Raw genomic sequence first — 17,629 nt, 5'->3', positions numbered from 1 at the left:
AATGTAGGCAGTGAGATTGCACGATGTTGACGAGTTGGTTGAACCCTTTGGCCGATCTGGACTATCAGCGATATGAGGGGGATTTTTCCCCCGATGTATCTGGTCCTGTCGGCAGGTTGTTAAAGATGAAGTTCTCGACGCGTATCGATGCGGACCTTCCGGCCGAGAGGCTGTTCGAGGCCGTCAGCAACTTCGATACGCTGGAACGGATGATGATCGGGCGCGGCGCCTCGGTCGCGCGGGTGGACCCGTCGAGCGAACCGGGCATCGGCATGGGCTGGGACATCGGCTTCGACTGGCGCGGCAAGGCGCGGCGGCTTCGCCTGGCGGTGACGCGTTTCGACCGCCCCGAGACCGTGACCATGTCCGGTCGTTCCGAGGCGCTGGACATCGGCCTGGCCGTCACCGTCATCGCGCTGAGCCGCGCCCGCTCGCGCGCCCTCGTCGAAACCGAGGTCAAGCCGCGCAACATGAAGGCCCGGCTGATGCTGCAGACCGCCAAGCTGGGCAAGGGCCAGCTGGACCGGCGCTATCAGCGCCGGATCGAGGAGTTCGTCCAGCTGATGCGCGACCGTCAGGGCTGACGCTGCGCCTCGCGCAGCGGATCGGCCGGATAGACGCCCAGGATCTCCAGGCTGGAGGTGAAGTAGCCCAGCTCCTCCAGGGCGCGCGCCACGTTGGCGTCCTCGGGATGGCCCTCGATGTCGGCATAGAACTGCGTCGCGGTGAAGACGCCGTCGACCATGTAGCTCTCCAGCTTGGTCATGTTCACGCCGTTCGTGGCGAACCCCCCCATCGCCTTGTAGAGCGCGGCCGGAATGTTGCGCACCCGGAAGACGAAGCTGGTCAGCATGCGGTCCGACCGGCGGGTCAGGTCGGCGGCGGGCGCCATGATAAGGAAGCGGGTCGTGTTGTTCTGCCGGTCCTCGATCTCGTCGGCCAGGCGCTCCAGGCCATAGATCTCGGCGGCCAGGGGGGCGGCCAGGGCGGCCAGCGCGGGCTCGCCGCGCGCGGCGACCTCCTTGGCGGAGCCGGCCGTGTCCGCGCCGGTCAGCGCGCGGATGCCGTGGCGGCGCAGGAAGCCCCGGCACTGGCCCAGCAGGACGGTATGGCTCATCGCGTCGCGCACCTGCTCCAGCATGGTGCCGGGCACGGCCAGCAGGCTGATATGGACGCGCACGAAGGCCTCGCCGATGATCCTCAGGCCGGATTCGGGCAGCAGGTGGTGGATGTCGGCCACGCGGCCATAGGTCGAGTTCTCGACCGGCAGCATGGCCAGGTCGGCCTCGCCCGCGCGCACGGCCTCGATCACGTCCTCGAAGGTGCGGCAGGGCAGGGGCTCCATGGCGGGGCGGGCGGCGCGGCAGGCCTCGTGGCTGTAGGCGCCAGGCTCTCCCTGGAAGGCGATGCGATTCGTTGTCATGGCGCGGCCCCACATGTCCGAAAATTCAGCGTGCCGGGGTAACTATACCTTGATCCCCGAAAGCGAAAGCGGATAGATACCGCACGACTTGACGAGCTTACCAAGGCGGGGACCGCACGCGATGTTCAATACCATGACCCTGACCAAGGCCGCAGGCGCCCTCATCGGTGCGCTGCTGTTCCTGATGCTGGCCAACTGGGCCGCAAGCGGCCTGTTCTCGGTCGGGCATGGCGGGGGACATGGCGGCGGCCACGGCGACGAGGAGATCGCGCAGGCCTATACCATCCCCGTCCCCGAGACCGCCGAAGCCGGCGGCGCCGAGGAGGAGCAGATCGACTTTGCCGCGCTGATGGCCTCGGCCGATGCCGCCGCCGGAGAGAAGGAATGGGCCAAGTGCCGGTCCTGCCACGCGTTGGACGGCAAGGACGGGACCGGCCCGCACCTGAACGGCGTCGTGAACCGCGCCACGGCCAGCGTCGCGGGCTTCGGCTATTCCAGCGCGATGACCGAGCATGCGGCCGAGTTCCCGACCTGGGACTATGACCACCTGCAAGCATTCCTGGAGAACCCGCGCGGTGTGGTGTCGGGCACCGCGATGAGCTTTGCCGGCATCCGCGATCCGCAGGCCCGCGCGAACCTGATCGCCTATCTCGAATCGAATCCCTGATCGACGCGACCCGTCGTGACGACCCCGCAAACCCCGGCCCGCGCGCCGGGGTTTCTGCCGTGATCGTTCACGAAATCGCGGCTTGAAGCCCTGCCCCCGGCTGGCCTAGCCTCTCGCTGGTCCAGACCGGAGAGACGACATGCGCCACGCCGCCCGCCTTGCCACGCTGCTTCTTGGGATCGCCGCAGTCCCAGCCTGGGCGCAGGACGCGGCCGGCGACCCGACGGTTATCAAGACGCATGGCATCGCGCTGTTCGGCGAGCCGGCGCTGCCCGCCGACTTTCCGCACCTGCCCTACGTGAACCCGGACGCGCCCAAGGGCGGCGAGATGTCCCAGCACGGCATCGGCACCTTCGACAGCTACAACCCCTTCACCTTCCGCGGCCGGGCCACCGCCCCGTCCACGATCATGCTGGAGCGGCTGATGGTGCCGGTCCTGGACGACCCCTATTCGGACTATTGCCTGATCTGCGAGACGATCGAATATCCCGAGAGCCGGGACTGGGTGATCTTCAACCTGCGCCCCGAGGCGCGGTTCAGCGACGGCAGCCCGCTGACCGCCGATGATGTGCTGTTCTCGTTCGAGCTGCTGCGCGACAAGGGCTTTCCGTCCTTCAGCGAGGCGATCAAGCGCATGGTCGAGAGCGCCGAGGTCCTGGACCCCCACCGCATCAAATTCACCTTCCGCGAGGATGCGCCGCGCCGCGACGTGATCGGGCAGATGGGCGCGCAGATCGTCTTCTCACGCGCCGATTTCGAGGCCAATGCCCGCGACATCCAAGCGACCAGCACCGTACCCTTCCTGGGGTCGGGCCCCTATGTCTTCGACAGCGCCGATTTCGGGCGGTCGATCACCATGCGCCGCAACCCGGACTATTGGGGCAAGGACCTGCCCATCAACGTGGGCCGGCACAATTTCGACACGCTGCGCTTCGAGTATTTCGCCGATTTCGACGCGGCCTTCGAGGCGTTCAAGGCCGGCATCTACACCTTCCGCGTCGAGCCGTCCGAGCAGCTGTGGTCCACGGGCTACACCTTCCCGGCGGTGGCCTCGGGCGCGGTCGTCAAGGAGGAGCTGCCCGACGGCAACATCGCCGCGGGCGATGCCTGGGTCTTCAACCTGCGGCGCGAGAAGTTCCAGGACATCCGCGTGCGCGAGGCGATCGGGCTGATGTTCAACTTCGAATGGTCGAACCAGGCGCTGTTCTATGGCATGAACACCCGGCTGGACAGCTTCTGGGACAACAGCGACCTCAAGGCCGAGGGTCCGCCCAGCCCCGAGGAGCTGGCCCTGCTGGAGCCGCTGGCCGCCGACCTGCCCGAGGGCGTGCTGACCGCCGATGCCGTCACCAGCCCCGCCAGCGGCGAACGACAGCTGGACCGCGGCAATGCGCGCCGGGCGGCCGCGCTGCTGGACGAGGCGGGCTGGACCACCGGCAGCGACGGCATCCGCCGCAACGCCGCCGGCCAGACGCTGCGGGTCGAGTTCCTCGACTTCAACCAGAGCTATGACCGCATCGTGAACCCCTATGTCGAGAACCTGCGCGCCATCGGCGTGGACGCGGTCCTGTCGCGGGTCGATCCGTCCGAGCTGACCACCCGCACCCGCAGCCATGATTTCGACATCGTGCGCGACAGCCTGGGCAACGGCTATGGCATCGGCGGCGGCACGGCGCAGGTCTTCGGCTCCGAGCACAGCGACGACGTGTTCAACCCGATGGGCCTGGCCAACCCCGCCATCGACGCGCTGATCGAGATCGGCAGCGCCGCCGCGACGGATGCCGAGAACCGCGTCGCCATCCGCGCGCTGGACCGGGCGCTGCGCAGCCTGCGCTTCTGGATCCCGCAATGGTACAAGCCCGTGACCACGGTCGCCTATTGGGACGTCTATGACCGCCCCGAGACCCTGCCCACCCTGGGCCTGGGGGTGACGGATTTCTGGTGGTACGACCAGGCCCGCGCCGAGGAGCTGCGCGCCGCGGGCCAGCTGCGCTGAGCCTGCGATGCGCTTGATTTCCCGGCGCGGATTGCCGACAAGCGCGGATAACGACAAGGTCCCGCCAAGGGGGCCGCACCGAACGGGGAAGGGCTTGCGCTGATGGGCGCCTACATCCTGCGGCGACTGCTGCTGATCATTCCGACGCTGATCGGCATCATGGTCGTGAACTTCACCCTGACGCAATTCGTCCCCGGCGGCCCGATCGAGCAGATCGCGGCCCAGGTCCGGGGCGAGGGCGACGTGATGGGCAACCTGTCCGGCGCCACCGCCGACAGCGCCGAACAGCTGGCCGGCGACAGCGGATACGAGGGGGCGCGCGGCCTGCCGCCCGAGTTCATCGAGCAGCTTGAGCGCGAGTTCGGCTTCGACAAGCCGCCGGTCGAACGCTTCCTGTCGATGATGTGGAACTATGTCCGCTTCGATTTCGGGGTGTCCTGGTTCCGCTCGATCAGCGTCATGGACCTGGTGGTCGAGAAGATGCCCGTGTCGATCACGCTCGGCCTGTGGTCGACGCTGATCGCCTATCTGATCTCGATCCCTCTGGGCATCGCCAAGGCCACGCGGGACGGGACGCGTTTCGACACCTGGACCTCGGGCGTGATCATCATGGCCTATGCGATCCCGGCCTTCCTCTTCGCGGTGGTGCTGATGGTGCTGTTCGCGGGCGGCAGCTATTGGCAGATCTTTCCGCTGCGCGGCCTGACATCCGACAATTTCGCGGACCTGTCGGTCTGGGGCAAGATCAAGGACTATGCCTGGCACGCCACACTGCCGGTGATTGCCGCCACCATCAGCAGCTTTGCCACGCTGACGCTCCTGACCAAGAACAGCTTTCTGGACGAGATCAACAAGCAGTACGTGATGACCGCCCGCGCCAAGGGCCTGACCGAACGCCGGGTCCTCTACGGCCACGTCTTCCGCAACGCGATGCTGATCGTGATCGCGGGCTTTCCGGCGATGTTCCTGGGGGTGTTCTTCGGGTCGTCGATCCTGATCGAGACGATCTTCTCTCTGGACGGGCTGGGGCGCCTTGGCTTCGAGGCCGCGGTGCAGCGCGACTATCCGGTGATCTTCGGCACGCTCTACGTCTTCGGGCTGATGAGCCTGGTCGTGGGCATCCTGTCCGACCTGATGTATGTCTTCGTCGATCCGCGCATCGATTTCGAGCGGAGGGCCGGCTGATGGCCATGTCGGAACTGAACCGCCGCCGCTGGCGCAACTTCCGCCGCAACGGCCGCGCCTTCTGGTCGCTGGTGATCTTTGCCGTGCTGTTCGTCACTGCGATGTTCGCCGAGGTCGTGGCCAACGACAAACCCGTGGTCGTCAGCTATCGCGGCGACCTCTACTGGCCCGCCTACAACTTCTACCCCGAGACCGCGTTCGGCGGCGATTTCGGCACCGAGGCGATCTATCGCGACGAGGCGGTGCAGTGCCTGATCGTCTCGGGCGGGCGCGAGGAATGCTGGGACAACCCCGAGGGGTTCATGGCCGCGGTGCAGTCGGGTTCGACCGACGTGCCGACGGCCGAGCAGGGCTGGATGATCTGGCCGCCGATCCCCTATCATTACCGGACCATCAACAACGTGGGCACCGCGCCCTCCGCGCCGGACGCGAACCACTGGCTGGGCACCGACGACACGGCGCGGGACGTGCTGGCGCGGGTGATCTACGGGTTCCGCACCTCGATCCTGTTCACGCTGATCGTGACGGTGGTGGCCTCGACCATCGGCATCGCGGCGGGGGCGATCCAGGGCTACTTCGGCGGACGCACCGACCTTGTGTTCCAGCGCGTGCTGGAGATATGGGCCTCGACGCCCAGCCTCTACGTCATCATCATCCTCTTCGCGATCCTGGGGCGCAGCTTCTGGCTGCTGGTCTTCGTGACCATCCTCTTCGGCTGGCCCGCGCTGGTCGGCGTGGTGCGGGCAGAGTTCCTGCGGGCGCGCAACTTCGAATATGTCCGCGCGGCCCGCGCCCTGGGGGTCAGCGACCGGGTCATCATGTTCCGCCACATCCTGCCCAATGCCATGGTCGCCACGCTGACCATGCTGCCCTTCGTGGTGACCGGCACGATCAGCGGCCTCGCCGCGCTGGACTATCTGGGCTACGGCCTGCCCGCGGGCGCGGCCTCCCTGGGCGAGATGGCCCTTCAGGCCAAGCAGAACCTGCAGGCGCCCTGGCTGGCCTTCACCTCCTTCTTCACCTTCGCGATCATGCTGTCGCTGCTGGTGTTCATCTTCGAGGGCATCCGCGACGCCTTCGACCCGCGAAAGACCTTCCGATGAGCGATCTGCCCATCCGTCCCGCCCCCGGCGCCCCCGCCGCCGTGGCCGAGAGCCATGGCGGGTCCATGCCAGGAGAGGCCGAGGCCCGGCCCGTCCCTGCGCCGCCCTCGGACGCGGTTCTGGCCGTCACCGACCTGCGCATCGGCTTTCGCAGTGAGGGGCAGGTGATCCCCGCCGTCAAGGGCGTCAGCTTCCACATCGCGCGGGGCGAGACGGTGGCGATCGTCGGCGAATCCGGGTCGGGCAAGTCGGTCACGGCGCTCTCCACGGTGCAGCTTCTGGGCGCGTCGGCGGTGGTCGAGGGGTCGGTGAAATACGCGGGCCGCGAGATGGTCGGCGCCCCCGACCGCGCCCTGCGCGAGATCCGCGGCAATGACATCAGCTTCATCTTCCAGGAGCCGATGACCTCGCTGAACCCGCTGCACACCCTGGAGAAGCAGCTGTCCGAAAGCCTGGCGCTGCATCAGGGTCTGACGGGCGCCAAGGCGCGGGCGCGCATCGTGGAGCTGCTGACCCGCGTCGGCATCCGCGACCCGGAAACGCGGCTGGCCGATTACCCGCACCAGCTGTCGGGCGGGCAGCGCCAGCGCGTGATGATCGCCATGGCGCTGGCCAACGGCCCGGACCTGCTGATCGCGGACGAGCCCACGACCGCGCTGGACGTGACCATCCAGGCCCAGATCCTGGCGCTTCTGGCCGAGTTGAAGGCGACCGAGGGGCTGTCGATGCTGTTCATCAGCCACGATCTGGGCATCGTGCGCCGCATCGCGGACCGGGTCTGCGTGATGAAGGACGGAGAGATCGTCGAACAGGGCCCGGTCGAGGCGATCTTTGCCGATCCCCGCCACCCCTACACCCGCAAGCTGCTGGCGGCGGAACCGCAGGGGCAGGCGCGACCCGTGCCGCCGGACGCGCCGGTGATGGTCGAGACGCGCGACCTGAAGGTCTGGTTTCCCATCAAGCGCGGGCTTCTGCGCCGGGTGACCGGCCATGTGAAGGCGGTGGACGGCGCGACGCTCAGCCTGCGCGCCGGAGAGACCCTGGGCGTGGTGGGCGAATCCGGGTCGGGCAAGACGACGCTGGCCCTGGCGATCATGCGGCTGATCGAGAGCCGGGGGCCGATCCTCTATCTGGGCCAGGACATCCAGGGCTGGTCCGGGCCGCGCCTGCGCCGCCTGCGCCGCGACATGCAGATCGTGTTCCAGGACCCCTATGGCAGCCTGTCCCCCCGCATGACGGTCGAGCAGATCATCACCGAGGGCCTGGGCGTCCACGGGGTCGAGCCGGGCCGCGACCGCCGCCGGATGGTCGCCGAGATCATGGCCGAGGTCGGCCTGAACCCCGAGATGATGCACCGCTATCCGCACGAGTTCAGCGGCGGGCAGCGCCAGCGCATCGCCATCGCCCGCGCGATGATCCTGCGCCCCAAGGTCGTCGTGCTGGACGAGCCGACCAGCGCGCTGGACATGACCGTGCAGGTCCAGATCGTGGACCTGCTGCGCGACCTGCAGGAGCGGCACGGGCTGGCCTTCCTGTTCATCAGCCACGACCTGCGCGTGGTGCGCGCCATGGCGCATCACATCATGGTCATGCGCGCGGGCGAGGTGATCGAGCAGGGCAGCACCGCGCAGATCTTCGACGCCCCGCGCGAGGAGTACACCCGCGCCCTGCTGCGCGCGGCCTTTCCGATCCACGCATGAGGATCCTGTTCGTCCACCAGAACTTTCCGGGCCAGTTTCCGCATCTGGCACCTGCCCTGGCCGCGCGGGGCCATGAGGTCCTGGCCCTGACCGACGAGAAGAACGAGCGCAGCAGCCCGATCCGCACCCTGCGCTACAAGGCGCCGGAACCCGTAGAGACCGCCAGCGTGCTGGGACGCAGCTATGCCGAGCATGCCGAACGCGGGCTGCTGGCGGCGCGGGGCGCGCGCGCGCTGCGCGACCGGCACGGGTTTCACCCCGATGTCATCATCGGCCATCCGGGCTGGGGCGAGACGCTGTTCCTGAAGGAGATCTGGCCGCAGGCGCGCCTGCTGGTCTATGCCGAGCTGATGTACCGCACCCGCGGCCATGACGTGGGCTTCGACCCCGAGGTCAGCCCCGACCGGGACGAGACGCGCTTCATGACCGTGGCGCGGTCCGCGCATCTGATCCAGGCGCTGGTGCAGGCGGATGCGGCCATCGCGCCGACCCGCTATCAGGCCGACAGCTTTCCGTCCGAGCTGCGCGGCAAGATCACCGTGATCCATGACGGCATCGACACGGCGCGCGTGTCGCCCGACCCCGATGCCGTCCTGACCCTGCCCGACGGGCCGACGCTGCGCGCGGGGGACGAGGTCCTGTCCTATGTCTCGCGCTCGCTGGAGCCCTATCGCGGCTTTCACAGCTTCATGCGCGCGCTGCCCGCGGTGATGGAGGCGCGACCCCATGCCCAGGTGGTGCTGGTGGGCGCGGACGGCACCAGCTACGGCGGCAAGCCGCGCGACGCGAACAGCTGGAAGGACAAGATGCTGGCCGAGCTGGGCGGGCGTCTGGACCTGTCGCGGCTGCATTTCCTGGGGCGGGTGCCCTATGCGGACTATCTGGCGCTGATCCGGGTGGCGCGGGTGCATTGCTATCTGACCTATCCCTTCGTGCTGTCCTGGTCGCTGACCGAGGCGATGGCGGCGGGGGCCTATGTCGTGGGATCGGACACCGAGCCGGTGCGCGAGCTGATCACCGACGGGGTGAACGGCCGGCTGGTCGGGTTCTTCGACCGCGAGGCCCTGTCGGCGGCGCTGATCCGCGGGCTGGCGGGCGATCCGGACGCGCCCGCGATCCGGGCGGCGGCGCGGCGCACCATCACCGAGGGCTATGATCTGTCATCGCGGTCGCTGCCGCGCCAGATTGCCTGGGTGGAAAGCCAGGGCGCGATGCGCTAGACCCGTGCGACCCCGACGACGAGGCCCCCATGACCCAGATCCGGCTGACCAATACCCGCACCCGCCGCAAGGAGGATTTCGTCCCCATCGACGCAGGCAACGTGCGTCTCTATCTGTGCGGGCCGACGGTCTATGACCGGGCGCATCTGGGCAATGCGCGGCCGGTGCTGGTGTTCGATCTGCTGGTGCGGCTGCTGCGGCATGTTTATGGCGCGGGCGCGGTCACCTATGTGCGCAACTTCACCGACGTGGACGACAAGATCAACGCCGAGGCGCAGCGCCGTCGCGACGCCGGGTCGGAGCTGTCGCTGGAGGCGCTGATCGCCGAGCGGACCGAGGAGACGATCGGCTGGTATCACGCCGACATGGATGCGTTGGGCGCCCTGCGCCCGGATCACGAGCCGCGCGCGACCGCCTATATCGGCCAGATGATCGCCATGAATGCCGATCTGATCGCCAAGGGCCATGCCTATGAGGCCGAGGGGCATGTGCTGTTCGACGTGCGCTCCTTTCCGGATTACGGCAATCTGTCGGGCCGGTCGGTCGACGACATGATCGCGGGCGCGCGGGTCGAGGTGGCGCCGTTCAAGCGCGACCCGATGGATTTCGTGCTGTGGAAGCCGTCGTCCGACGACCTGCCGGGCTGGGACAGCCCCTGGGGGCGCGGGCGTCCGGGCTGGCACATCGAATGTTCGGCGATGTCGGCGGCGCTGCTGGGGCCGCATTTCGACATCCATGGCGGCGGCATCGACCTGCAGTTCCCCCACCACGAGAACGAGATCGCCCAGAGCTGCTGCGCCCACCCGCAGGCGGGTTTCGCCAATGTCTGGCTGCACAACGAGATGCTGCAGGTCGAGGGAAAGAAGATGTCCAAGTCCCTGGGCAACTTCTTCACCGTGCGCGACCTGCTGGACCGGGGCGTGCCGGGCGAGGTGATCCGCTTCGTGATGCTCTCCACCCATTACCGCAAGCCGATGGACTGGACCGAGGCCAAGGCGCAGGAGGCCGAAGCGGTGCTTCGGCGGTGGCACGGGCTTGTCGCGGGCATCGAGCCCGCGCCAAGCCCGGCACCCGCGCTGATCGAGGCGCTTGCCGATGACCTGAACGCTGCGGGTGCCATCGCGGTGTTGCACGAGCTTGCGGCCAAGGGGGATGCGGCGGGATTGCTGGCCTCGGCGCGGATGCTGGGGCTGCTGCTGCCGGGGATGGGCGCGTGGGCCGCGGCCGATGACGACGCGGCGGCGCTGATCGAGGGGCTGCTGGCGGCCCGTCTGGCGGCGCGGCAGGGGCGCGACTTCGCCACGGCAGACGCGATCCGCGACGGGTTCGCGGCCGCCGGCGTGGCGGTCAAGGACACGGCGCAGGGGCCGGAATGGTCGCTGGCGCCGGGGTTCGACCCCGCGCGGCTGGCCGCGCTGGCGCGGGCGCATGGCGCATGACGCTGGAGGCCTGCACCGAGAGCCTGCGCCAGCATGACCCCGACCGCTTCGGTGCGGTGCTGGTGGCCGAGCCGCAGGACCGCCCGGCGCTGGTCACGCTCTATGCGCTGAACCTGGAGGTCGCCCGCGCACCCTTCCAGTCGGCCGAACCGATGCTGGCCGAGATGCGGCTGCAATGGTGGGTCGACCGGCTGGAGGAGATGGGCCGCGGCACCGCGCCGCCGCTGCATGACGTGCTGACGCCCCTGTGGGAGGCCTGGGGGGCGGAGGCTGGCGGGCTGGCCGCCCTGGCCGAACCGCGCCGCCGCGACTGCGAGCGCCAGCCCTTCGCTACCCCCGACGCGGTCGCCCGCTATGTCGAGGAGACGGCGGGGCAGCTGATGTGGCTGGCCGCGCGGCGCTGCGGGGCGACCGAAGGCGCGCGCGAGGTGGTTGCCCATCAGGCGCGCGGTGCGGGGCTGGCCGCGTGGCTGCGCGCGCTGCCGCAATTGCAGGCAGTCCGGTTGGGGCTGGAACCGGCGCGCCCCGAGGACGCACGGGTCTTGGCCGAACAGGCGCGCGACGGGCTGCGCATGGCCGCGCGGATGCACCGCAAGCTGCCGCGCCGGGCGGCGGCGGCGCTCTATCCCGGCCCCCGCGTGCCGCGCCTGCTGTCCGAGATCATGGCCGGGCGCACCGATCCGTTCGAGGCCACCACCGCGATCACGCCGTTTCAGCGGCGCGCATCGCTGGCGCGGCTGGCGCTGACCGGGCATTGGTGGCGCTAGGCGGGCCAGAAACCTCTTTTCCTCGCGCGCGGCCTGTGACAGCAATTGCGAAAGGCCCGGCGGGGCGGACGGAAGGGGATCGCCATGGCAAAGGCCAAGTTCGACGACCAGGCACGGGCCGGGCTGTCGCTGATCGCGCCGCCGTTCCTGTATGCGCTGGTGATCCTGGCGGCGCCGCTGCTGACCATCCTGGCCTACAGCTTCCTGACCGACGGCTATCTGGAGGTCATCCGCGAATTCACCCTGGACAACTATGCCCAGGTGCTGACCGACCCGATCGTGCGGACCGTCATGCTGCGGTCGCTGATGGTGGCGGCCATCGTGACGCTGGCCACCGTGGTGATGGCCTTTCCGGTCGCCTATTACGTCAGCTTCTGCGTGCGGCCCGAAAAGAAAGCCATGTGGCTGTTCCTGATCACGATTCCCTTCTGGACCAGCTATCTGATCCGGGTGTTCCTGTGGAAGGTGATCCTGGGATACAACGGCGTCATCAACTCGTCCCTGACGGGCCTTGGCATCATCGACGAGCCGCTGACCTTCATCCTCTACAACACCAACGCGATCGTGCTGACGCTGGCCCATGCCTATGCGCCCTTCGCGATCCTGCCGATCTTCGTCGCGCTGGAGAAGATCGACCGATCCCTGCTGGAAGCCGGGCGCGATCTGGGCGAAAGTCGGCTGATGACCTTCTGGCGGGTGACGCTGCCCCTGGCGATGCCGGGCGTCATCGCGGCGGTGCTGATCGTCTTCATCCCGACCATCGGCGACTATGTCACGCCCGAGGTCATCGGCGGCGGCAAGATCCCGATGATCGCCAACCTGATCCAGGTCCAGATGCTGGCGCTGGACAACCGGCCCCTGGGATCGGCGCTGGCGGTGACGGCCATGGCCATCGTGGCGGTGGTCAGCCTGGTCTTCCTGTTCCTCAACCGCCGTTTCCTCAGGGTGCGCCAATGAACCGACAGGGACGCGGGCTTCAGGCCTATGCCATCTTCTATCTGCTGTTTCTCTATGCGCCGATCATCCTGCTGCCGATGTTCGCGCTGAACTCCGGCACGATCATCGCCTTTCCGCTGCAGGGGGTGACGACCGACTGGTTCCGGCAGATGTGGGGCGACGCGACGCTGCGCCGGGCGCTGACCAATTCGCTGACCGTGGCGGTTGCCTCGTCCATCCTGGCCACCTGCTTCGGCATCTTCGCGGCGCGGGCCTCGACCCGCTTCGCCTTTCCGGGCAAGGGCGGGATGATGGGCTTCATCATGCTGCCCATGGTGCTGCCCGAGATCATCGTGGCCATGTCGCTGCTGGTCGTGCTGCTGGGCATGGGGGTGCAGCTGTCGCTGATGACGGTCATCGCCGGGCACACGCTGATCTGCATGCCCTATGCCATCGCCGTGCTGACCACCGCCTTCTCGTCGCTGGACCGCAGCCTGGAGGAGGCGGCCTATGACCTGGGCGAGAGCAAGTGGGGCGCGTTCCGTCTGGTCACGCTTCCTCTGGTCATGCCGGGCATCATCAGCGCGCTGCTGATCAGCTTCACCATCAGTTTGGACGAGTTCATCCTGGCCTTCTTCCTGGCGGGGAACGAACCGACGCTGCCCACCTACATCTTCAGCCAGCTGCGCTTTCCGCGCGCGATCCCCGTCATCATGGCGTTGGGCACGGTGCTGGTGATCCTGTCGATCGTCCTTCTGTCGATCGGCGAATATTTCCGCCGCCGGGGCAATGCCCGCATCGGCGGCAAGCCCACCGGGGGGTTGATGTGACCGAAGCCAAGCCGATGATCGAATGCAAGGGCGTCCACAAGTATTACGGCGACTATCACGCGCTGCGAGGGATCGACCTGACCATCCGGGCCGGAGAGTTCTTCTCCCTGCTGGGCCCGTCGGGCTGCGGCAAGACCACGCTTCTGCGCACCATCGCGGGCTTCGAGGACATCAGCGACGGCGCCATCCTGATCGGCGGCAAGCGCATGGAGGAGGTGCCCGCGAACAAGCGGCCCACCAACATGGTGTTCCAGTCCTATGCCATCTTCCCGCATCTGACCGTTGCCGAGAATGTGGCCTTCGGCCTGCGCCGCGATCCGCGCAGCAAGGCCGAGAAGGCCGCTGCGGTCGAGGAGGCGCTGGCGATGGTCGGCCTCAAGGGATACGGCGCGCGCTCCGCGCATGCCCTGTCGGGCGGCCAGCGGCAGCGGGTGGCACTGGCCCGCGCGCTGATCCTCAAGCCCAAGGTGCTGCTTCTGGACGAGCCGCTGTCCGCGCTGGACCGCAAGATGCGCGAGCAGATGCAGGTCGAGCTGATCAAGCTGCAGCGGCAGGTCGGCATCACCTTCGTCCTGGTCACCCATGACCAGGAGGAGGCGCTGGTCATGTCCGACCGCATCGCCGTGATGTTCGAGGGCGAGATCGCGCAGCTGGACGGCCCCGAGGCCCTCTATGCCCGCCCGGCCACGCGCCGGGTCGCGGATTTCATCGGGGTGATGAACTTCCTGCCCGCCACGATCCTGTCGGAGATCGGCGGCATGGTCACCGTCGATGTCGCGGGCCTGGGGACGGTCGAGCTGCCCGAGCGCCAGATCAGCCGCGCCAACCCGGATGATGCGGGGGACGTGATCGGCTTTCGCCCCGAGACGATGACGCTGGTCGCTCCGGGCGCGACCCATACGCAGCCGCGCGAGACCAACGCCACCATCGACGAGGTCGTCTATTACGGCGACATGACCTATTACGACCTGCGCCTGGACGGGGTCGCGCGCGACGACGGCAAGTCGCGCACGGTCCGCATCTCCATGCGCAACGTCTTTGGCCGCGACGTGCAGGAGGTCGGGACGCGGACCCGGCTGGCCTGGTCGCCCGGATCGCTCGTGCTGTTCCGCTAGCGCGGCGTCAGCCTGACCCGGATCCCGTCGCGCGCCCGGATCGTCAGCCGCGCCACGGGCATCGGCTGGCGGTCGGTCACCTCCAGCCGCCATCGCGCGGTGATCGTGGCCAGCATCACCACCCCCTCGACCATCGCCAGCCCTGCGCCGGGGCAGGCGCGGGGCCCGGCCGAGAACGGCAGGAAGGCCGCGCGGGCGCTGGCCTTGCCTTCCGGCCTGTCCCACCGGGCGGGGTCGAAATCGTCGGGCCGGTCCCACAGCCGGTTGTGCCGGTGCAGGTGCCACGGTGAGATGACCAGCTGCGCCCCGCGCGGCACGCGCCGGTCGCGGAACGTCTCGGGCGCCGTGGCCTCACGCGCGAACATCGCAACGGCGGGATAGAGGCGCAGCGCCTCGCGGAACACGGCGCGGGTGACGCGCAGTCCGCCGACGCTAGCGAAATCGTCGAGGGTCGCGGCCTCCGCCGCCACGCGCTCCTGCCAGTCGGGATGGGCGGCCAGCAGCCACAGCGCCCAGGCCAGGACCGAGGCGCTGGTCTCGTGCCCGGCGAGGAACATCACTGCGACCTGGTCGATCATCTCGGCCTCCGAGAAGGGCGTGCCGGTCTCGGGGTCGGGGGTGGTCATGATCCGCGTGGCCAGATCGTCGGGCGCGGTGCCCGCCGCGATGGCCCCGCGACGCGCGCGCACCAGATCGCCGATCAGCCCGCGGATGCGCGCGGCGGTGGCGCGGGTGCGGCGCGAATGCGGTCGCGGCATCCAGGCGGGCAGGGGCAGCAGGGCGGCCAAGTTCACCAGGGGCTGGGCGGCCTGATGGTCGCGGAACGCCTCGAACACGTCGGACGCGATGCGATGTTCGACGGGCAGCGAGAACAGCGTGCGAAAGATCACGTCGGCGGCGGCATGGGCGGCCTGCGGCTCGATGTCCTGCGCGCCCGGTTCCAGCCGCAGGCTGGCCGCGCGCGCGGCGGCCAGCACGGCGGGAAAGCTGTCGCGCAGCCGGCCGCCGTCGAAGGCCGGGTCGATGATGCGCCGCTGGCGGGCCCAATCCGCGCCGTTCGCGATGAAGACGCCGTTGCCCAGCAGGGGTGCCAGACCCTCGCGCATGCGGTTCGATTTCGGAAAGTCGCCCGGCCGTTCCTGCAGGATCAGCCGGATCAGCGCCGGATCGTTGCAGAAGAAGCTGTGGATCAGCGGATTGCGGAATTCGGCCATCCACGCGCCGTAGAGCCGTTCGGGCAGCGCGCCCAGCAGGTCGCGCCGGAACCCGCGGATCAGCCCGCGCAGGGTGCCGCGCCCCTCCGCGCCCCGGGGCCGGGGCGTCACCGCGCGCCCACGGGCCGGGTGATCCGCGCGGGCGAGGGCGCGCGGCCTGCGAACCGCTGCGCCAGCGTCCGCGGGCCGGCGGTGATGGCGAAATAGTCGTAATCTCCGGGCCGGTCGAAGGCGCAGAGATACTGGAAATGCAGCCGGAACCAGCGGTTCCTGAGCGCCGCCAGCCGTTCGGGCGACAGGGTGTGGCTGTAGGCCGCCGAGAGGACCAGCGGGCCGCGCTGTTCCGCCCCGCCCAGCCCGCAGACCGCGACGGGATCGCAGAGCGCGAAGCAGCAGGCATCGCCCGGCGCGGTCACATCCAGCCAGAACAGCCGGTCGCTGCGCGAGAGCCAGGCCAGATCGTCGCGCAGCCGCGTCGCGTCGGGCAGGAAGGCCGCCATCGGCACGACCTGCCCAAGGGTCAGCAGCGACAGGGCCGGGCCGGGGGCCTGACGCGCGCGCAGCAGGTCGGCCAGCAGCGACACCGCCAGATAGGCGCCCGAGGAATGGCCCACGACCAGCACCTCGTCGGGGCCGTCGTCCAGGATCGCGTCCAGACGGGCGCGGAAGGCGGTCAGGCGCGCCTCCAGCGCGGGCGGATAGGCGCCGCGATCGGCCGCGGTGAAGGCATAGTCGTGCATCAGGTAATAGGCAAAAAGGCGGCCATCCAGCCGCCGCCCGGCCACCAGCACGGCCCAGGCCGCCGCCGCGCCCAGGGCCAGACCCGGCCAGCCGCCGACCAGCCACGCGGCCAGCGCCCCCGCCAGGACCGCCAGCGCCAGTTGCGCCAGCAGCACCGCGATGGGATAGAGCGCCGCGATGACCGGCCCGCGCCGCAGCCGCATCAGCCGCCACAGGGTGCCAGTGGCGATATAGGTCCAGGCGGTGCGCACCATCTGCAGATAGGTGCCCGCGATGCCGCGCCGCATGGAGGCCTGCACGATGTCGGACCAGACGGCGACCTCGATCACCGTGGCGGTGTCACGCCCCTCGACGCGGCCGTGGACGGCCCAGGCAAAGCCCTCGGCCTGCGCCTTGGTGATGCGCAGCCGGTGACCCGAGATGCGGGCCTGATCGGCGCCCTCGCGGCGATACAGCTCGCGATAGCGGCGCGGCGGGATCGGGTCGAAACCGGGCAGGTAGAGGACATGGCGTCGGAACGGCGGTTGCATCGGGCCTCTGGGCTATCCCCGAAAGAATAGGGGGAAATCCCGCTCCGGCAAGGCCGCTTTCCGCGGCGTGCCTAACGCGCCTGCCAGCGCGCCTCCAACGCCTCGATGGCGGCGATCCGCTGTGCGGTGGGCGGGTGCGACAGGAACCAGGCGGGCGGGCGTGCGCCGCCCGCGCCGGTCAGCGCCTCCAGCTTGCGGAACAGCGACTTCTGCGGCGCGGTGCCGAGGCCCGCCTTGATCATCAGCGCGCTGGCGAAGCGGTCGGCCTCGAACTCGTCCTGGCGCGACAGGCGGGCGGCGACGGCGGTTGCGATCAGGTTGGCGATCCACGTGCCCACGCCCGGCAGGATGCGCCCCAGCACCCCGGCCAGCGCCATGCGGATGGCGTTCTGGCCCGCGAAGTCGATCATCCGGCGGCGCGAATGGCCCAGGCTGACATGGCCCAGCTCATGCGCGACGACGCTGGCCAGCTCCTCGGGGGTGACCTCTCCGGCGTCCAGCTTGCGCAGGAAGCCGCGGGTCAGGAAGATGCGCCCGTCGGGGGCGGCCAGCCCGTTCACCGGCTCGACCTCGTAGACATGGGCGCGGATCGGGGGCAGGTCCATCGCGCGGCCCAACCGCTCCAGCATGGGCGTCAGGCGGGGATGGGTCAGGGGCGTGGCCTTCTGGTTCAGCTCCTGCCGCAGGCGCCATGCGGAGAAGAACCACATCGCGACCAGATAGAGCGCCAGCAGGATGAAGGGCAGGTAACGCATCATGCCCC

The 17,629-nt window shown here is 69.1% G+C and carries 16 protein-coding genes; 12 read left to right on the top strand and 4 right to left on the bottom strand.

All coding sequences use genetic code 11. The annotated features are described in order from the left end of the window. The first annotated feature begins 125 nt into the window (after positions 1-125). Entirely contained in the window at positions 126-584 is a 459-nt protein-coding gene (locus AACG61_RS11590; protein WP_411837287.1) for a hypothetical protein, read from the top strand. On the opposite strand, the gene AACG61_RS11585 is transcribed toward AACG61_RS11590, so the two are convergent. Continuing rightward, positions 575-1,423: a prephenate dehydratase gene (locus AACG61_RS11585; RefSeq protein WP_411837286.1), complete on the bottom strand. Its 849-nt coding sequence runs from the start codon at positions 1,421-1,423 to the stop codon at positions 575-577. The two genes, AACG61_RS11590 and AACG61_RS11585, sit on opposite strands and share 10 nt — an antisense overlap. Before the next feature lie 121 nt (positions 1,424-1,544). Here AACG61_RS11585 and AACG61_RS11580 point away from each other — a divergent pair, with 121 nt between their 5' ends. The 11 genes from AACG61_RS11580 to AACG61_RS11530 all read left to right on the top strand — a co-directional run bounded on the left by AACG61_RS11580 (position 1,545) and on the right by AACG61_RS11530 (position 14,381). Further along, complete coding sequence (locus AACG61_RS11580; protein ID WP_411837285.1) at positions 1,545-2,090, top strand: c-type cytochrome; 546 nt, start codon at positions 1,545-1,547, stop codon at positions 2,088-2,090. A gap of 139 nt (positions 2,091-2,229) precedes the next feature. Next, entirely contained in the window at positions 2,230-4,086 is a 1,857-nt protein-coding gene (locus AACG61_RS11575; RefSeq protein WP_411837284.1) for an extracellular solute-binding protein, read from the top strand. Between the two features lie 102 nt (positions 4,087-4,188). After that, the gene (locus AACG61_RS11570; RefSeq protein WP_411837283.1) at positions 4,189-5,271 is read left to right on the top strand and encodes a microcin C ABC transporter permease YejB; all 1,083 of its coding nucleotides are present in this window, start codon (positions 4,189-4,191) and stop codon (positions 5,269-5,271) included. After that, positions 5,271-6,374: an ABC transporter permease gene (locus tag AACG61_RS11565; protein ID WP_411837282.1), complete on the top strand. Its 1,104-nt coding sequence runs from the start codon at positions 5,271-5,273 to the stop codon at positions 6,372-6,374. The genes AACG61_RS11570 and AACG61_RS11565 overlap by 1 nt, the downstream gene beginning before the upstream one ends. A gap of 65 nt (positions 6,375-6,439) precedes the next feature. Continuing rightward, a complete protein-coding gene (locus tag AACG61_RS11560) occupies positions 6,440-8,074 on the top strand; it encodes an ABC transporter ATP-binding protein (protein ID WP_411839504.1) in 1,635 nt (544 codons plus the stop codon). Next, a complete protein-coding gene (locus AACG61_RS11555; protein WP_411837281.1) occupies positions 8,071-9,294 on the top strand; it encodes a glycosyltransferase in 1,224 nt (407 codons plus the stop codon). Before AACG61_RS11560 ends, AACG61_RS11555 begins: the two co-directional genes overlap by 4 nt. A gap of 29 nt (positions 9,295-9,323) precedes the next feature. Continuing rightward, positions 9,324-10,733 carry a cysteine--tRNA ligase gene (gene cysS, locus AACG61_RS11550; protein ID WP_411837280.1) on the top strand — a complete coding sequence of 470 codons (1,410 nt, stop codon included), beginning with the start codon at positions 9,324-9,326 and terminating at the stop codon, positions 10,731-10,733. Next, entirely contained in the window at positions 10,730-11,500 is a 771-nt protein-coding gene (locus tag AACG61_RS11545; RefSeq protein WP_411837279.1) for a squalene/phytoene synthase family protein, read from the top strand. Before cysS ends, AACG61_RS11545 begins: the two co-directional genes overlap by 4 nt. An 84-nt stretch (positions 11,501-11,584) precedes the next feature. Further along, the gene (locus tag AACG61_RS11540) at positions 11,585-12,457 is read left to right on the top strand and encodes an ABC transporter permease (RefSeq protein WP_411837278.1); all 873 of its coding nucleotides are present in this window, start codon (positions 11,585-11,587) and stop codon (positions 12,455-12,457) included. Next, entirely contained in the window at positions 12,454-13,266 is an 813-nt protein-coding gene (locus AACG61_RS11535) for an ABC transporter permease (protein WP_411837277.1), read from the top strand. The genes AACG61_RS11540 and AACG61_RS11535 overlap by 4 nt, the downstream gene beginning before the upstream one ends. 14 nt (positions 13,267-13,280) lie before the next feature. Further along, positions 13,281-14,381 carry an ABC transporter ATP-binding protein gene (locus tag AACG61_RS11530; protein WP_411839503.1) on the top strand — a complete coding sequence of 367 codons (1,101 nt, stop codon included), beginning with the start codon at positions 13,281-13,283 and terminating at the stop codon, positions 14,379-14,381. On the opposite strand, the gene AACG61_RS11525 is transcribed toward AACG61_RS11530, so the two are convergent. From AACG61_RS11525 to AACG61_RS11515, 3 genes are all read right to left on the bottom strand, one after another. Beyond that, on the bottom strand, positions 14,378-15,706 hold the full coding sequence (locus tag AACG61_RS11525; protein WP_411837276.1) for a cytochrome P450: 1,329 nt from the start codon (positions 15,704-15,706) through the stop codon (positions 14,378-14,380). The two genes, AACG61_RS11530 and AACG61_RS11525, sit on opposite strands and share 4 nt — an antisense overlap. Continuing rightward, positions 15,703-16,866, bottom strand: coding sequence for a hypothetical protein (locus tag AACG61_RS11520; protein WP_411837275.1), 1,164 nt, complete (start codon positions 16,864-16,866; stop codon positions 15,703-15,705). Before AACG61_RS11520 ends, AACG61_RS11525 begins: the two co-directional genes overlap by 4 nt. 71 nt (positions 16,867-16,937) lie before the next feature. After that, on the bottom strand, positions 16,938-17,624 hold the full coding sequence (locus tag AACG61_RS11515; RefSeq protein WP_411837274.1) for a M48 family metallopeptidase: 687 nt from the start codon (positions 17,622-17,624) through the stop codon (positions 16,938-16,940). Between the last annotated feature and the right edge of the window lie 5 nt (positions 17,625-17,629).

Origin of the sequence: Paracoccus sp. ME4 (assembly GCF_046736325.1) — a bacterium.
Taxonomy (GTDB): Bacteria; Pseudomonadota; Alphaproteobacteria; order Rhodobacterales; family Rhodobacteraceae; genus Paracoccus.
The sequence above is the reverse complement of the archived record's forward strand: the minus strand, read 5'-3'. Positions and strand labels throughout refer to the sequence as shown.

Coding starts and splice junctions, on each gene's coding strand:
- AACG61_RS11590 (WP_411837287.1), top strand. CDS start 126: ATGAAGTTCTCGACGCGTATCGATGCGGACCTTCCGGCCGAGAGGCTG.
- AACG61_RS11585 (WP_411837286.1), bottom strand. CDS start 1,423: ATGACAACGAATCGCATCGCCTTCCAGGGAGAGCCTGGCGCCTACAGC.
- AACG61_RS11580 (WP_411837285.1), top strand. CDS start 1,545: ATGTTCAATACCATGACCCTGACCAAGGCCGCAGGCGCCCTCATCGGT.
- AACG61_RS11575 (WP_411837284.1), top strand. CDS start 2,230: ATGCGCCACGCCGCCCGCCTTGCCACGCTGCTTCTTGGGATCGCCGCA.
- AACG61_RS11570 (WP_411837283.1), top strand. CDS start 4,189: ATGGGCGCCTACATCCTGCGGCGACTGCTGCTGATCATTCCGACGCTG.
- AACG61_RS11565 (WP_411837282.1), top strand. CDS start 5,271: ATGGCCATGTCGGAACTGAACCGCCGCCGCTGGCGCAACTTCCGCCGC.
- AACG61_RS11560 (WP_411839504.1), top strand. CDS start 6,440: ATGCCAGGAGAGGCCGAGGCCCGGCCCGTCCCTGCGCCGCCCTCGGAC.
- AACG61_RS11555 (WP_411837281.1), top strand. CDS start 8,071: ATGAGGATCCTGTTCGTCCACCAGAACTTTCCGGGCCAGTTTCCGCAT.
- cysS (WP_411837280.1), top strand. CDS start 9,324: ATGACCCAGATCCGGCTGACCAATACCCGCACCCGCCGCAAGGAGGAT.
- AACG61_RS11545 (WP_411837279.1), top strand. CDS start 10,730: ATGACGCTGGAGGCCTGCACCGAGAGCCTGCGCCAGCATGACCCCGAC.
- AACG61_RS11540 (WP_411837278.1), top strand. CDS start 11,585: ATGGCAAAGGCCAAGTTCGACGACCAGGCACGGGCCGGGCTGTCGCTG.
- AACG61_RS11535 (WP_411837277.1), top strand. CDS start 12,454: ATGAACCGACAGGGACGCGGGCTTCAGGCCTATGCCATCTTCTATCTG.
- AACG61_RS11530 (WP_411839503.1), top strand. CDS start 13,281: ATGATCGAATGCAAGGGCGTCCACAAGTATTACGGCGACTATCACGCG.
- AACG61_RS11520 (WP_411837275.1), bottom strand. CDS start 16,866: ATGCAACCGCCGTTCCGACGCCATGTCCTCTACCTGCCCGGTTTCGAC.
- AACG61_RS11515 (WP_411837274.1), bottom strand. CDS start 17,624: ATGATGCGTTACCTGCCCTTCATCCTGCTGGCGCTCTATCTGGTCGCG.